This is a genomic window from Streptomyces sp. NPDC005820 (assembly GCF_040630255.1).
GTDB lineage: Bacteria > Actinomycetota > Actinomycetes > Streptomycetales > Streptomycetaceae > Streptomyces.
The window spans coordinates 18,538-35,237 of record NZ_JBEXXE010000046.1 but is presented as its reverse complement, the minus strand read 5'-3'; the positions used below and the strand labels follow the sequence as shown (position 1 = coordinate 35,237).

The 16,700-nt window shown below is 69.3% G+C and carries 6 protein-coding genes and 1 pseudogene; 1 reads left to right on the top strand and 6 read right to left on the bottom strand.

Annotated elements, in window-relative coordinates:
• Positions 1-208: 208 nt before the first annotated feature.
• The 6 genes and pseudogenes from ABZ464_RS40745 to ABZ464_RS40720 form a co-directional block, all read right to left on the bottom strand.
• Positions 209-1,473, bottom strand: a pseudogene (locus ABZ464_RS40745) (IS256 family transposase).
• Positions 1,474-1,600: 127 nt separating this feature from the next.
• Positions 1,601-6,100: an NB-ARC domain-containing protein gene (locus ABZ464_RS40740; protein WP_359286702.1), complete on the bottom strand. Its 4,500-nt coding sequence runs from the start codon at positions 6,098-6,100 to the stop codon at positions 1,601-1,603.
• 4 nt (positions 6,101-6,104) lie between these two features.
• Positions 6,105-6,476, bottom strand: coding sequence for a CU044_2847 family protein (locus ABZ464_RS40735; protein WP_359286698.1), 372 nt, complete (start codon positions 6,474-6,476; stop codon positions 6,105-6,107).
• 1,257 nt (positions 6,477-7,733) lie between these two features.
• Positions 7,734-8,738, bottom strand: a complete 1,005-nt coding sequence (locus ABZ464_RS40730; protein WP_359286695.1) for a hypothetical protein — start codon at positions 8,736-8,738, stop codon at positions 7,734-7,736.
• A 38-nt stretch (positions 8,739-8,776) separates the two neighbouring features.
• Positions 8,777-9,166 (bottom strand): hypothetical protein, encoded by a 390-nt coding sequence (locus ABZ464_RS40725; RefSeq protein WP_359286692.1) that lies wholly within the window; start codon positions 9,164-9,166, stop codon positions 8,777-8,779.
• Between the two features lie 19 nt (positions 9,167-9,185).
• A complete protein-coding gene (locus ABZ464_RS40720; protein WP_359286689.1) occupies positions 9,186-13,610 on the bottom strand; it encodes a CHAT domain-containing protein in 4,425 nt (1,474 codons plus the stop codon).
• Between the two features lie 274 nt (positions 13,611-13,884).
• On the opposite strand from ABZ464_RS40720, the gene ABZ464_RS40715 reads away from it, so the two are divergent.
• A complete protein-coding gene (locus tag ABZ464_RS40715) occupies positions 13,885-16,698 on the top strand; it encodes an AAA family ATPase (RefSeq protein WP_359286686.1) in 2,814 nt (937 codons plus the stop codon).
• The last annotated feature ends 2 nt before the right edge of the window (positions 16,699-16,700 follow it).

Below are 16,700 nucleotides of genomic sequence, written 5' to 3'. Positions count from 1 at the left end.
CGGCCGGCAGGCCCCACCGCTGTCCGTCTTCGCTGACCACGACAATCCGATTGCCGGCGACGCACACCGCCTCCGCGCCGTGTGGTGTACCCGACGGTGGGTCAGGAGGGGGATACCACGCAACGTGCCATTCCTGGCTGTTGATGGATGCGGTGAAGTCGACGCCATTCCCGGCGATGTCGCTCATGGGTTCGCTCCAGCGAGAGGATCAAGCGGCTGCGGGGACGGGGCCTTCGCCGGGGCGCTCGACGAGGTGGCCGCGTTCGAAGCGGGCTCCGGCGCGGACAAGGGCGACGAGGTGGGGTGCGTTCACTGCTCGCCAGCGGGCCTGGGCGGACTCGACGAGCTTGAAGACCATCGCCAATGCGGCGGCCGCGCTGCCGGCGCCCTTGGTGACCTTCGTGCGCAAGCGGACCGTGGCGAAGGCCGACTCGATGGGGTTCGTGGTCCGCAGGTGGATCCAGTGCTCGGCGGGGAAGCCGAAGAACGCCAGCAGCTCTGCTTCGTCGTCCGTGATCCGCTTCACGACCTTGGGGTACTTCGCCCCGTACCGCTTGGCGAACGTGGCGACGGCCTTGACCGCGTGGTCCTTGTCCTCGGCGTTGCAGATCTCCTGGATCGCGCGCTTGGCGGCGGGCTGCGCCGACTTCGGCAGGCGTCCAGGACATTCGCGGTTTTGTGAACCCAGCACCGCTGAAGACGGGTTTCGGGGAAGACCTCTGCCAGGGCCTTCCAGAAGCCCAGGGCTCCGTCGCCGACCGCCAGGACGGGGGCGCGCATCCCGCGCCGGGCGGCGTCCCGCAGAAGGTTCGCCCACGACTCGGCGGACTCGCGGTAGCCGTCGGCCATCGCGATCAGTTCCTTGGTGCCGTCCGCGCGCACGCCCATCAGCACCAACACGTACGACTTCGCCTCGGCCAGACGGATGCGCAGGTGGATGCCGTCGGCCCATACGTAGACGTAGTCCGCTGCCGACAGATCCCGTTCGCCGAACGCCTGGTGGTCGGCCTGCCACTGCGCGGTCAGCCGTGTCACGGTGGCCAGCGACAGCCCGGCGTTCGAGCTGAGGAACCGCTCCAGCGCGGGCACGAAGTCACCCGAGGACAGGCCGTGAAGACAGAGCAGGGGCAGCACCTCGCTGATCTTCGGCGACTTCCGGCACCAGGGCGGCAGGATCGCCGAGGAGAACCGCTTGCGCTCGCCCGTCTGCTCGTCGATGCGTTTGTCGTTGACCCGCGGGGCCTTGACCTCGACCGCTCCCGCGGCGGTGGTGACCGACCTCGGCTGGTGGTGGCCATTGCGGACCACCAGGCGGCGCCCGGATCCGTCCCGTTGATCGGCCAACTCGGCTATATAGGTGTTGACTTCGGCCTCCAGCGCGGCGGCGGGCATCCGCCGGGCGCCCTCGCGGACGATCTCGTCGATCAGGGAGCCGTTCGGCGTGGTGCCATCTTCGTTGACTACGCTGAGCACGGGCGTGCCCTTCCCGACCGACGGTGCAACGTCGGCCTACTCGATACCAGTCGATCGATCCCTCGGGAAGGTATGCCCTTCGCGCACCAACCCAAGACCGATCCACAGGTACTGAGCATTGCTCCGCTTACGGCCACCAGTGGCTGACCTCGCGGATCGCGGCCAGCTCGGCGGTTGCGACGCCCTCGCCGCCCAGCGCCACGATGACTGAGGTAAGCCCGGCCAGGTCGCTGAGTAGATCGTCCCGGGCTTGCTTTGACAACTCGCGGATCAGCCAGGTGCCGGGCCGGCCAGTCCAGACGCTGAACAGTGCGTCCCTGGGCAACAGGGCCGCGAGCTCCTCCACTGCCTGACGACGATACTTCGGTTCCCACAAGGCACACGCGAGTTTCACCGCCCGGGCAGTCTCACCCAGTTCGGCGAGCCGGATGGCCAAGGCGGAGAGCACCGCCTGCTCTGCCGCCGACCCTGTTGTTGGCCACACCCACTCGCCCGCCACGGACTCGGTTGCCGTACGTGCCTCGGCCGTACGCGCGAGGAGGCGCTCGATCGCGTACAACGGCAGACCCCGCACGATGCGGGGCAGCGCCACCGTCAGGTTCTCTGCAGTGCGCTGCAGCACCACCGTCGGGTCCTTGACGGGGTACGACCATGACGCGGCAACCAAGTCGTCGGCCATTTGCCCGTCTGCGTCGCCGTGGCGCATGACGAGCAACGCGACCAGGGCGTGGTCCACGTCGGGATGCCGCGTGGCGCCATGCTCTCGTAGTGCGAGTGTGATGGCGGTTTCCGGGAACGGAATGCCACGAAGCTCCGACCTCGTGGTGAGCAAGCCTGCCGCCTGATCCGTCAGATCCGGAGGCAGGTTGCGCGCAATGGCGGCGAACGCCATGTCCTCAAGGTCGCCACTGTCGCTGGACCAGAAGGAGCCGCTCCAATCGGTGTCGAGACACGCGAGCGCTTCTCTTGCCACGTCGGCGCGTACGTCGTCCGAGAGGTAGGCCAGCAGGTGGCCGAGCAGGGCTGCCTTGAGCAGAGTGACACTCTGCTTCTCCATCTCCCTTTCTGCGTGAGCAAATTCCAGGCGTGTCCGGCGGGAGTCCAGGAGCCATTCGGGGACGTCGTACGCCGCATCGTCGTACACCGACTGCCATGGCTCGAAGGAGTCCCACCCGCGATCAAGCGGTCGTATCGTGCGTACGACGGCCACGGCCTCGTCGGTCCAGCCGGCATCAGCCAGGGCCCCCAGCAGTGTCGTGTACCACGGCCGCATGGAATGGCCCCTGTCCTTGGCAATCGCGGCAAGCACTTCAGCCGGGCGATCAGGTGCGAACCGCGCAAGCGCGGACGCACGCTCCTCAGCGTCCTGAATCCTCTTCGCCGTTTGCAAGGCATCGTCGAGGAGCCGACTTCTGTCAGTGGCGGGGAGCGAGCGAGCGATCTCCAGCATCATCGAGACCCGGTCCGTTGCAGTGGCATCCTGAGCCACCTCGTCAGCGACTTCGACACGATCTGTTGTGGCCAAATGCGGGATCAGTCGGCTTACCGCATGGCTTTGCGCGGCCGCGTCCCCGATGACACCCGTAAGGGTGAGCGCCTGGGTGACCTCCGCTGCCGACAGATGTGGCGCGATGGCTCCCAGGATCTGGGCTCGGGTGTCGCCGTCGGCCGTCGACCGCGCGAGATCGAGGGCTTCGTCCTGGTGGCCGAGTTCGGCGAGACGGGCACCAAGCGCCGCGAGGGCCTCAGCCTGGTATGCCCTCTGGCGCTTGACGCGTACGAGGGCCGTCCGAGCGAGTGGCGCGGGCAGGTGCGCCGCCACCGTCGCCATGGCCTCTCCACGACGCGGCGACGCTTTCGCCTTGAGCACCATCTTCAGGGCCCGCTCGAGTGTCTTGTTCGTCAGCGGCTCGGACAGATATCCGGCGATTACCGCGTACGCCGCACCTATTTCGGCCCCGTTGCCCAGCCCTGTGACACCGTCGAGTACCTGTCGCAATTGGGAGTCGGTCATCCAGGGGAGGAACGGGAGCAAGGCTCGGATTCGTTTGGCCGGTCTGCCGGTTTCGAACGCGTGCGTCATGGCGGCCTCCCGCAGCGACTGCGGCAGGTGTGGCGCGATTCTCCCAAGTGCGCTCCAGCGCGCCTCGGTGCCGCCGATTTGCTTCGCCGCGTCGACCGCCCGATCCGACAGTCCGCAGTCGGCGAGAACCTTCGCGACCCGAGCCTGCGCCTGCGCCCGTGACCGGCCGGCCTTGAGTTGTGCGGCAGATTGGATGGCCTCTGTGGTCGCTTCGGGCCTGTGGGCAGCCGTGATCGCCAGGGCCGTCGCGCGGAGCGCCGGATTCTTGAGGCGCTCTACGGCTGCCCGGCCTTCCTCAGCATGACCAAACTCAGTCAGCCGGGCGGCCAGCCGCCCGATCGCGGTGGCGCGGACGTCCTCTTCCGCATCTGACTCCGCCGTCGCCTCCGCGGCCGCCAGCGCCTCGTGTATGAGCTCATCCGGTAGGTGAGGTGCGAGCGCGGCAAGCGCGGCGCACCGCTGCGCCGGATCGGGTACGCGGGCTGCGTAGGTCAGTACCTCCCGGGCGCCGCGTACGTCCTGTGCGAGGGCGGCGGCGAGCAGCTCGGGCGGATTGTTGCGGGCGAGACTGTTCAGGGACGCCGTGATCAGCGCGTATCTGATCTGCAGCGCGATGCTCTCCGCCGTTCGGCCGGTGTCGTCGGAGTCGCAGGCCGACTCGGCCAGCTGCCATGCCGTGGTGACGTCGGAGAGGAAGCCCGCGACGTCACCGCGGTCGCGCTTGGTCTCGTACCAGGCATTGTGGCCGTCGGCGGCGGTGAGGCTGATCAGCCGGTGCAGTTCGTCGGCCTGCCCCGCCTCGACGAGATGGCGGGAGAGGTGTTCGAAGAAGTAGCCATCGTCCGGTCCGCTCGGCCAGTCCTGCGGGCACTTGGCGCGGTAGGCGGCGACCAAGCGTCGATGACGGGCTTGCGCGTCACCGGTCTCAGACCGTACGGCGCGCACGTAGTCGAAGAGAAGGTCGTGCAAGGACAGCCGACGGTCTGCGTCGTCGCGCTGGACGAGCGACCGCTCCACGAGCAGATTGATGTCGTCCTGCGCCAGGTCCGGCCGGAGACCGTCCGCCGTCCACAGCGTCACCAGCACCGCCTCGGGGACAGCGACGTCCTCGGTGAATAGCGCGAAATCGAGGTAGCGAGAGACGACTCCAGCGTTGGGGAGTGCGTCCACACTTACCTGAAGTGCCTTCAAGAGGCTTTCGTGCCGGTAGCCCGGAAAGTACTGGTGGATGCTGGCCAGGTCAGCCGCACGGAGCTTGTTGAGTGCGTTGTTCCACCCGTCGTGTCGGCCACGCACCATCGCCCCGATCATGGACAGGGCCAGCGGCAGCCGTCCGCAGGCGCGGACGATCTCTCTGGCACGCTCCTGGTCTGCGTCCTGACCGGCCCATTTCATCAGCAAGTCCAAGGCGAGATCCTCGGGCAAGGCGCTTACCGGGTATTTGACCGCGTCGAGTGACACACCGGCTCTGGCATCACGTGTGGTGACCATCATCCGACCGTGCGGGCCGAGCACGTCGAACGCACCGAGATCCTCCTGGGACCAGACGTCATCGACCACCAGCAGACAGCTCCTGGCCGCCAGTAGCGTCCTCAGCCTTGCCGTTCCCTGCTCCGGCTCGGCGAACGCGCGGTCACCGTCGCCGAGCTCCCCTGCGAGGTCTGCCTGGCTGTGTGTGATGTCGCGCTCACGCCCGAGCGTCACCCACAGGACACCGTCGGGGAAGGATTCGCGCACCCGCTGGTCGCGCGCCACGGCGGCGGCGAGAACAGTCTTGCCGATGCCGGGCATGCCATGCACAACCACCGGCTCGCCGCTCATCGACAGCAGCGTGTCGACGAGAGTCGCCACATCCTCGCTCCGCGGTACGAAATTGCGCGGAAGTCTCGGTACGTAGCCGCTGACCCGAGCTGGCGCGCGAGCTGCCACAGTGATGTCAGCGATGCCCTTCAACAGAGGTGCCAGGTGCTCCGTCCGAGCCACCCAGACGGAGTCCCGCATCCAGCCGGTGTCGCTGTTGTAGCGAGCCGACACGACGCCGACGACGACGTTGTCCGTCAGGCGCCGGACCGGAGCTCCGCTCATCCCCGGGACCACCGCTTTCGCCTCGAGACGGCCTATCGCTACGCCGTTGCGTAGCGTGCCGCCGGCCCAGGATCCAGTTGTGTCGAGGTAGCGGTACTCGTGGGCTGGGTCCTCCACGTGGGACGCGCCCGTGACGGCGACCTGCTCCGTCATCAGCACGCTGTCTGTGGCGGCCATGCCAGGCACGGACTCCTCGAACGAGTGGTCCGCGCGCAGCACCGCGAGATCGAGCGCCGGATCGAGCCGCACCACCGTGCTCTGGGCGGGCGGACCCCCGCCGAGGGCGAGGTGATCGAGTGACACGGACGCGCCGACCTCGTCGGCGCCCAGGCTCCTCAGCACGTGCGAGGCGGTCACGAACACTGCTGGCGCGACCTGGAAACACGTCCCCTCGGGCCCGCCGTCACGAGTGAGCACCCGGCCGAGAAAGCCGGGCACCTGCCCGTGTGCGGTGGTCACGAGATCACCCACCAAGCAGAGACGGATCCTCTGTGGGCGGGGTGGTATGTGAATCCGATATGTAGGCGAGCCGGACACAGAGGGTGGCGTCAGCCGAGGCTCCCGCCACGATGACATTGCCGTTGGCCGCGAACTTCAGCGCGAACTCCACTTCGAGCTGGTCGGGACGCGCGCTCCGCGTGGCGAGTCGACCCAGCATGTCGACGGTGGTCGACGCCACCTCCACGATCGTCGACTGCGCTCTCTCGTAGGCGTCAACGACCTTCTCTCGTGCCTTGTCGAAGCCGGCCCCCGTCTCCTCGGAGCCTGCCACAGCCGTCGTCTCGACCAGGACCTCGACATCCCCGATGCGCATCGGAGCCAGACGACTGCCCATCTCCTCGCCTCCCCGCCGATCGCACAGCAGCCAGCCAGTGTGCGGAATCAAATGGTTGGAGTACAAAATCAGTGTAATTGGCGTGGACAGGCGTGGCATCTGCGAAGACACTTGATCGAATACTGGATCTGCGGGCGCCCGACGCTCAGGGAGGCCGAGAGAATCGTCGCGGTTCCGTAGTTCGATTGGGCTAGGCTGTTTCCACGCGGCTGACCTGCGAGAACGGTCATCGGCTCCGCCCTGGGCGCAGGGAGCGGGATGCCTTTCTCATCCCAATGCGGGTGTGTAGCTCCCCGCTTCGAAACCCCTCGACCCGTCGGCGGATCTGGCCGCTCATCGGGATGCTGCCCTGTCCCGGTCCGGTGTCCGGCCGTCGTTCCCAGGGTCCGATGGGAACGTGGTGGGAACATGAGGATTAAGAACGATCGAGAAAGACCGAGAAAGACCGAGAAGGGTCGAGCAAGCAGAGGGTGCATGAGTTGCGAGTATCACGCAATGTGAGCAAGGTTGAGGCGGTCCGACAAGATCATGTGCCGACTCGTAATGCGTAGGTCTCGGGTTCGAATCCCGAAGGCGGCTCTGAAAACACGGGCGCCTGGGGGCTGTGCATCGTAATGCGTGGGTCAGAGGTGCGGTTTCGGTGACGAGATCTGCGGCCTTAAGCCTCTGGCCTCGTCTTTTTATAGTCGGGAGAGCTGTGCCAGGCTCGTGCTACGGGTCTCCGGTGGACAAGCGGTGGACAGACGTGCAGCGTCGCCGACAGAACCGGCCAGAAGCTTTACGAAAAGAGTGGCCTGCAGCCCCGCTGCGGCAGCGGGGTCTGCTGGCTGCTGCCGCATGCAGCTTCGGACAAAACAGGGAGGCGGGTTCGGCCGTGCCACTGCGTCCTCTGGCCATGTGGTGGCCCATCCTCGCGGTCTGCGGTGGCAACAGCGGCCGTAGCAGCGCCCATTGACCGTCTGTGAGATCGCCGCGCGTCATCCCGAGATCGTTCCACGATCTTGATCAACGTCTCCAGCGCGCGGTGGCCTGGGCAGCCGCGCACTATTGCTCAGAGTGCGGTCCGCTCCACGGGGATCCACACCTGTCGGCTACTGTCCTGGGAGCCCGAGGATCTGGCAGCCGACTTCCAGCGGATCAACGATGTGCTGGCCGATCTTGAGGCCCACGTCCGCGAGCAGCTGCTGCCCGGGCCGGATCCCCTGGGCATGGTGAGCCGGGTATCTGCTCACACCGCTCCGCAGTTGACGCAAGGGGTCATGTGCTGTCCCGCCGAGCCGCTGAGGGCGGTTCGCTGCTCGCCGGCGCGGCGGCGGGCTCCGGTGGGCCAGGAGCACGGGGACGGGACGCTTCGGAGTCCTCCCCCACGAAGAGCGGAGTGTCGGAGCCACTGCCGCGCCATAGATACCGGGTGAGCAACCGCCCTTGGTGGTGCTCGTCGCGCGGGTGCCTGGGCAGTGGCCATCGCAGCGCACGGTAGAGCTCCGTGCGGTGGAGGTCGAAGGCGGTCTCCAATGCGTCGGCGAATCGTTCGGCCCGTCTCGGCAGCCAGAGTTGGTGTATCGCGACGGCGGCGGAGAGGCCGATCGGGATCGCCCACAGGGACCAGGCTCCGAAGGCAGGCAAGATCAGTGCCCACACCAGGCACGAGGCGGAGTCGTCCAGGGCTTTGCGGCCTGCGGACAGCTCGGTGCGCACGGCCTCGGGCAGCACCAGCCACAGGCGTGGCCATACCACGACGCCGTCGAGGCCATACTTGTCCAGGGGGCGGCTCTCGGCCGCACGGAGGGTGTTGCCGAGCCGGGTGGGCATCAACCGGTGGGGCAGCGAAGGCCTTCTGCGCAGGCGCCGGTCGAGTACGGTGAACCGGTCGGCGTCCCGCACATCGGGAATGGCGTCGGACGGTAGAACCCTGCCCGCCAGTGCCTGCCATTCGAGGTCTTCCCGGACTGCTCTTCGCGCTACGCGGGCGACGAGTCTGCGGCGGACCCCGGCCAACGGCTTCGGCCAGTACCCTTCCAACAGTCGCAGCACGGGAAGCGTGACCAGCCGGACAACGAGCCCGGACAAGCCCACCAGCGCCAGAGCCGCGACCACGGCGGCGACCTGGGCCGCCGTCGGCTGCTGGGAGATGGCGGCGGCCGCGTTCTGCATCCCGTTCAGGCCGCCGTGCCCGATCGTCCAGATGAGCAGCCCGCCCAGCCAGAAGACCAACGCGGAGGCAGACTGCGCCGCCCACCGGTCCGCAATGCTGCCGGCCACCGCCTCCCAGAACTTCCCCAACACCGCCGTGGCCCCCCTCAGTTCGGTTTCAGCACAGCGCCGTGGTCCGGGCAGGCGGGCACCGGGACACCTGCCGTCGGCCGGTACCAGACGAAGTCGCCGCCCGGGCACACATACCGCTCGGCCGACACCGGCTCCCCGGGGCCGGGGAGGTCGCCGTAGCCGCGGATCGGCTGGTGCTCCGGCGGACGCCGCAGCGGGTCGTGGCGGACCATGCCGATCCAGACGCTGATGTCCTCGTTGCTGCTGAGCAGGGCGCTGAGCGGGGCGTCGACGTCCAGTCCCTCATGGGCGTCGGCGAGCAGCCGCCCCAACGCGCCGTCATAGGCGGCCGCGTCCTCTCCCACCAGCTCCTCCAGGTAGGGCCTGATCGCGCGGGCGGCTTCGAGCAGGTCGTCGTCCGGCACGTTGTCCTCCGTTCGGTTGTCAGATCCCGGCATGGATGTAGCCGGCCCAGCGCGAGGGTGTCCAAGGACTTTCATCGCGCAGGCGGCGCACCGTGGTGTGCAGGGCGCGTGCGGCATGCCGGGCATCGGGGGTACCGCCGGCGGTGAGGTCCGCGTACACCTGATCGGTCACGCGTGCCGCGACGCCGTCCGTGAGGCTCCACAGAGAGCCGATGACATGGCGATAGCCGGCCAGCTGCAGGGCTGAGGTGATGTGGATCGACTCGTCCGGCAGTACACCGCTCGGCTCGGCCGTGCGGCAGGCGGAGAGGAAGGCGAGTTCGCCCTCGTCGAGCCGAAGGCGTGTGAGGTCCTGGACGGTGAGTGGGTGTTGCTGGTGGTCGTGGACGAGAAGCTGCCCGGCTGAGGGGTGTTCGGGGTCGCTCTCGCCGTGGCAGGCGAAGTGCACCCAGGAGTGGGCGGGCAGCTGCGCCAGTACCCGCGCGCGGGTTGCCTCTTCTCCGGTGAGGACAGTGGTGTCGGGCAGGTGCTTGCGCAGTGAGGCGATCTCGTGGGGAATGACAGGCAACGGTGCGGCCCCTGGTGTCTGCGGCATTGCCACCATGAGCGGGCCGGCGGGAGGTCGGACACTGCGGTCACGCGACCTCAGGTGCAGCAGGGAGCGCAGCGTGGGAGTGTAGGAGGAGACCGCGCGGTCGAGGGCGGTCCTCGGCCGTGTCGACCCCGTCTCCTGGTGATGTCCGGCTGCGTGGAGGGGGAGCTGCGCCAGCGGACCCACTGGGCACCACCACACACGGGGCAGGGGGTCGCCCGGCGCTCGCTCGAAGACTTCCGACCATGGGTCCAGGACAGGCTCGACCACGGTGTCCCACAACCAGCCCAGAACAGCGGACAGCGAACGCTCGGCGTCGCGCCGCGCCCGGAACGGGAGTGCCGGCCTGTCCAGGATGGCAAGTGCCTCCCGGAAGGCCGCTGTACGCGCCTCGAGCTCGCGGAGTTCCAGCCCGGGCAGCCGCACGCCGATGGCCGCTCCCTCGGACAGCAGCAGTGCATCCGACCGGAGGTCGCTTGTGTTGAGCACAATCACGGCCCCGTGCGCCGACACCTGGGACAGCGCGGCGAAGCGTGCCGGAAGCAGAAAGCGTTCAAATCCGGGGAGGGCGCGGATCTCACCGAGGAGCCCGTCCCAGCGGTCGGACAGCTGCCTGGCGTGGTCCTGGGAGTCCACGGCAGCGGCCACTGCAGACATCTGCTGTCGCGCTGGGGCGGGGGCTGGTTGCTCATCCGATGTCCCGGCGTCCTCCAGGGCGTGACGCAGATGTTCGAACCTGGCGGCGAGATCCGGTCGCTGCGCATGCAGGTCGCCGATGTCGCTCCGCAGTTCCAGTGCCTGGCCCAGCAGCACACCACGGCCCTGTTCCAGGACCTCGAGAGCGCCCTGCCAATCCCCCGTGTTGATCAGAAGGGCGGCGGCGGTTCCGGCCAGTCCGGCTCCACGTCCGGCGAGTTCGTGTTCCTGATCGAGGCGTTCCAGCGCTCTCGGCACTGTGAGTGGCAGCAGCGAGACGGCCTGGACGTAACTGTCCGCCGCCCCCCTCCAGTGGCCGACGGTCGTGGCGAAGTGGCCATGCAGCATCGCCGCACGCAGGCGGGCGTCCGGGTGTGCGGCGGCATCCCGAGCGACCGCGGCCAGGCACTGCATACCTCGGTCGAACTGCGGGCGCTGCGGTTCCCCGGTGGCTCGGTTGCACTGCAGCACCCCGAGGGAGATCCGGGACTCGGTATGGGCCGGGTGCTGCGCGGGCAGCAGATCCAGCGCGTCGCGCAGCACAGCCTCTGCCTCGCTGTCCGGCACGCCCGCGTTCGAGATCCCTTCAGTGGCCAGCAGAATGCCGAGCGCGGCGAGCACGAGGCCTCGCTCGCGGCTCGGTCCAGGCAGCAGCTCGGCCGCCGCGCGCAGCAGCTCCAGTGCTTCGGCTGCGTCCTCCTGACGACCAGTGAGCCGGAACCGCTCCCGCAGGTGGCCGGCGAGATTGACGAGGCGCCGCACCTGATGCGGGTGTCCGGACGGCGTGGCGGCCAGGGCGCGTCGGCTGACCGCCACCGACTCGTCCAGTTCGGAGCCCGCTCCTGGGCGTGTGGCCCGCGCACGCAGCAGGTTGGCCAGATTGCCGAGGTACCGGGCATATTCGGGGTCGTCGGTGGATACGGCATCCACCGCGATTCGGGCTGCCTCCAGTCCATGGTCGATCAGCGGTGTGGAGCCCAGGCGGGAGCCCAGCCGAAGGAGCATGTTGGACAGCTCGGTGAGGGGCCCGGCCTGATCGGGCCCTGCAGTCAGGGCGACCGCGTCCTGGGCGGCGCGCACCCCGGCGTCGAGGTCGGTCACCCGGCCGGTCAGCTCGTGGCGCTGCAGATGAGCCCATGCGAGGCTGATCAGCAGACGCAGATCCCGCAGGGCTGCCGGAGGCAGGGCTGCCACTGCGCTCTCGAGGATCTCGATCCCTTCGTCGAGATCCTCGGGAAGGTGGAAGTCCTGGTATCTGAGCAGCAGCGCCCGGGCGAGCCAGTCCGCTGACAGGGCTCGATCGGAGTGCAGTCCGGGCACCGATTCGTGATGGCCGGAAACCGCCGCTGCGGCGGTCCGGAGCAGCGTTATGCGCTGGTCGAGATCGATTCGGTCATGGGCCAGGTTGTACCGGGTGCCGTACTGATCGGCGGCGATCATCAACCGCCTGGCCTTGATGAAGCCTTTCGAAGGGGTGGTCAGGGCGGACTCCAGACCTGCCTCCACAGCGCGGTCGAGGTCGTCAGTGGCTCGGGTGGATTCATAACGGGCATGGAGGGCCGAAGTGAGTTCATGGAGGCGCGCCGGGCGTTCCGGATCTCCCTCCGGAGTGGCTGCCACGGCACCGGCCGCCGCCTCGACCCAGGGATCCAGAAGATCCGGGTCGCCGTCGCTCCGCTGGGCGACGCTGAGCAGTTGAGCGCAGGCCATGGACAACTGCGCGGACATCGGCTCATGGCCGGCGCCGCCAGTGGTGGCAGCCACAGCGCGGCGGGCCATGGCCACGGCTGACACCAGGCTGTCTTGATCGGCCCCGTTGCCGCCATGCTGCCCGAGGTTGTGCAGGGCTGCGGCCAGCATGGCGAGATGGGTGGGGTGGCCGGGGTGGCCGTCCCCCGCCTCGACGAGCACCTGACGGGCGATGCGGACGAGCTCCGCGAGGTCGGCGGACTCGGGGTGGGTCGTGGTGGCGGCTTTGGCGGTCAGCAGGTCGGAGCGTTCGGTCAGCCACTCCAAGCGGCGCGAGGAGCCTGGCGGCGTCCGATCGGCCCAGTCCCGCAGGATCTCCACGGCCTCGTGGAAAGCGGCCTCGTCCCCGGCAAGGAGGTATCTCTCCCGGAGGATTCCGCAGAGCAGCTTGACACGGGGTTCCGCCTTGGCGTGGTCGTGCGGGGTGGCCGTCACCGCGGCTCGCGCGGAAGGCAGGGCTTGGCACAGGTCGGCAGGCCGGCGCTGGAGGTTCCAGCGGCTCAGCAGCATCGCAGCCAGGCCGAATCGGTACGTCGCCGTCTCCGGGTCGTCCGGGGCAGCGGCGGCCGCCGCGCGCTCGGCCAGGGTGATCGCGGCATCGAGGTCCGCTGTCCCTCCGGATGCCAGGTAGCGGAGCCGGTGCAGCATATGGAGGTGGAAGAAAGCCTCGGCGGCGGGGACACCGGGGGCGGGCAGGCTTGCGATGGTCTCTTCCGCCAGGACGATGGCGACAGTGAGCGTCTCGGGAAGGGAGTGCGGGCCGTCCTGGCAGTGCTCGTATTGGCGGCGCAGGCTCATGCTCAGGTTGAACAGGCGCTGCGGGCGCAAAACATGGTCCGCAGGCGTGGTCCTGAGGATCTCACCGTCCAGAGCGGCGATCTCGTCGAGAATCGCGGGATCGGTGGTATCGGGGTGCAAGCGGTCAAGGGCATGGCTGAGGACCTCCGCCAGATTCAGGCGCATGGGATGGCCCTGGCCGAGGTCGGCCAGCAGCGCCCGCAGGTCCCGCACTGCGGCCTCCAGGTCGCCCTGTGCACCGGTGGCCATGGCAAGGTCGAGGAGGCTGCGGACCTGTTCGTATCTCACCGTGTCCAGATATATGAGCAATCCGATGGGAAGCCGGTCGGGGGCGTCGGTGCGCAGCGGACGCAGCAGGGCCGCGGCCCGATCCAGGTCCTCCTGGTCCTGGCCGGAGGGCAGGACCAGGTAGCGGCACCAGTGGTACCAGCCCAAAGCCAAAGCGAGGCGGAGGACGTCGGGACCCAGTGCGTCAGGGGTGTGCAGTTCTGCCCACAGCAACTGCCTGTCCTGTTCCGCCTCCGGTGTGAACAGGGCTCCGGAGTCGTCACTGTGCTGGAAGCTCAGGATGCGTGCCCGAGTGCGCACCAATGCCTGATCGAGGGTCATCGGGGTCCTCATCGACGGGATCGACGGCGGAGTGGAGCGCACCAGGACACCACCGCAGGGATTCTGTCCGCATCGGGGAACTCCCTTGGCTGTAGAACTGTGACGAATCGTCAACTTCGTAGGGAAAAACCGGTCTTGCCCTGTGCCGAAGACCACGGATCGCACATCATGAGGGGGTGCCGGCGCCCCGGCCACGGTGGTAGGGGGCGGCATGGAGGGGGCTGCGGTGCAGAGCCGAGGAGCGGGCAGTGCGCCATCAGCGCGGCACAGGAGGGTGCACCGGGGCCGGAGCGGGGAGAACGCCGCCACCCGGGCGCGTCCGGTCGGTCGGCGGCGGGAGTTCGAGGTGCTGGACGGCCTGCTGGCGGCGCTTCCCGACCGCGGCGCCGCGCTGCTGCTGTGCGGCGATCCCGGGATCGGCAAGAGCATGCTGCTGGAGTACGCCGCGCAGCGCGGCCGTGCGCAGGTGCTGCGGGCCCGAGGTGTGGAATCGGAGGCGGTCCTGCCCTATGCGGTGCTCGCCGAGGTCCTGCTGCCGCTGCGTAAGCACTTCGCGGAACTGCCGGCATCCCAGCGACGGGCGCTGGAGGCCTGCTTCGCCCTCTCCGACGCCACAGGCCCGGACCTGTACGCGGTGTGCGCGGGCGCGCTAGGGGTGCTGGCCGCTGCCGGGGAGGAGGATCCGCTGGTCGTACTCGTGGACGATCTGCACTGGGCCGATCCGTCGTCCCGGCAGGTGCTGCAGTTCGTGGCGCGCCGTCTGGAGTCCGAGCGGGTCGTCCTGGTCATGGCAGCGCGGTCCGGCCCGGGTGGCGGGACCGCCTGGGAGGGGGTGCCGCAGCTGACCCTGTCCGGGTTGGACCGTGATGCATGCGAGGAACTGCTGCGCGGTCTCGGTCTGGACCCGGCAGAGCCCGCAGCGGCACGGATCGTGGAACTCAGCCAGGGAAGCCCTCTGGTGCTTGTGGAGTATGCGGCGATGCTGCGGGACAGCCGGGGAAGCGGGTCGGATCCGTGGGGGACGGTGTGGGAGGCTCCGGGACCACTGGTGGAGCGTGCCTGGCAGCGGCCGCTGCAGGCCCTCCCTCGGGAGACCCGGGAGGCGCTGGTGTACGTGGCGGCCAGCCGCTCCGGGGACATTCCTGTGCTGGAGCGGGCGTTCGCCGCGGTGGGCCTGCCGATGGCGGCTCTGGGGCCGGCCGAGGAAGCGGGCCTGGTGCTTGTGGAGCCGGAGGGCGGCTACCGGCTGCGGCATCCGGTGCTACGGCCGTTGGTCCTGCGTGGGTGCCCCTTGGGCCAGAGGCTGCAGGTGTACCGGGTACTGGCCGAGTCATCGCCCGCGGACCTGCGCGCCTGGTACCTCGCGGCTGCGGCGACCGGACCCGACGAGGAGGTGGCCGAAACCCTGGCGGCCGAGGCCGAGCAGGCCCGGCGGCTCGGGGCCCTGGGTACAGCGGCCGAGACCTGGTACCGGGCGGCCGAGCTGTCACCGGCGCCGTACGACCGGGCCGTACGCCTGCTCCACGCTGCCTCGGACGGCTTCCACAGCGGCGCCGTCCGGGACGCCGTGCGCTGGTGCGTGCAGGCGCTGCGGTGGAGCCGGGATCCCCGTCTGACAGCGGACATCGAACTGCTCCGCGGACAGGCCTGCGCCTGGCTGGGGGACCCCGCGCAGGCCCATCGCCTGCTGGTGTCGGCTGCCGAGGCGGTACGGCCCGCGGACCCGGCCCGGGCCGGTGTCCTGTATGGCGCGGCCACGCTGCCCGCAGCGATGTCCGGCCATGTGCCCCTGGCGCTGGAACTCGCCCGGGAGTTTTCCGGGCTCGCCGACGCCGCGCCCGCTGACGGGCACGGTGCGGTTCAGCGGCGGCAGCAGCTGGCAACTGTGCTGCTCGGGGCCGCACAGGCATTGGCCGGCCAGGTCCAGGAAGGCCGGGAGCTGCTGTTGCGGGAGCGCGCGGCACTTCCCATGGCCACGACGCCCGAGCTGCAGCAGGTGACGGTGCAGATCGGTGAAGGCCTGTCATGGGTGGATGAGGACACCGCCGCCAGATCCCTGCTGAGCGAGGTCGTGGACCGGATACGGCGTGGTGGCTCGCCCGGGATGCTCCCCTACGCCCTCGCGGGCAGGTGCGAGGTCGACAGCTGGCGGCACTGGACCGCCGCCCGCGCGGACGGCGCCGAGGCCGTGCGCTGGGCCCGGGAGCTCGGGCAGGCGGCCATGAGCGGCTATGCGCTGGTCCTGCTGGCCCGCCTCGACGGACAGCGCGGCGACCGCTCGGCCTGCGAGGAGCACATCGCGGCATACCGCGGGCACGGCGGCGGACCAGGCACGCACGGCCTGGAGGTCTTCGCGCTGGGGGCGCTCGGATCGGCCGCGTTCACCGCGGGCGATCTGGACGACTGCGTACTCCATTTCGAGCGCGCCTTCGCACTCGCCCAGGATTCCGGCATGGCCAACCCCAATATGCTGACGTTTGTCGCAGACCTGACAGAGGTGCATGTTCGCAGCGGGAGACGCGACCGGGCAGCCGAACTGGTCGCCTGGCTGGAGGAGCGCGCCGGGGCGACCGGACTGGCCTGGCCGGAGGCAGCCGCAGCACGCTGCCGCGCGCTCCTGGCAACCGGGCCCGACGAGGCGGCGGAGTGGCTGGCCGCGGCCGACCGGGCCCACACCCGCCGGGAGATGGTCTTCGAGCAGGCACGGACCCGGTTGGTGCACGGCGAGGTATTGCGACGGCTCCGCCGCCCGGCGGCGGCACGGACCCCGCTGCTCGCCGCGCACGCGGCCTTCACCGCACTGGGTGCCCGCCCCTGGGCCGCGAGGGCCGAGGCCGAGCTCGCGGCGGCCGGGCACCGCACGGTCCCGCAGGGCACGGTGGCGCCGTTGACCGAGCTGCTGACGGCCCAGGAGCTGCAAGTGGCACGGGCCATCGCCGAGGGGCTGAGCAATGTGGAGGCGGCGAGCGCCCTGTTCATGTCGCGCAAGACGGTGGAGGCTCATCTCACCCGGGTGTACCGCAAACTGGGCATCCGGTCGCGGTCCGACCTGGCACGGACACTGGCGCGGGCGGGGGTGGTGCGCTGAGC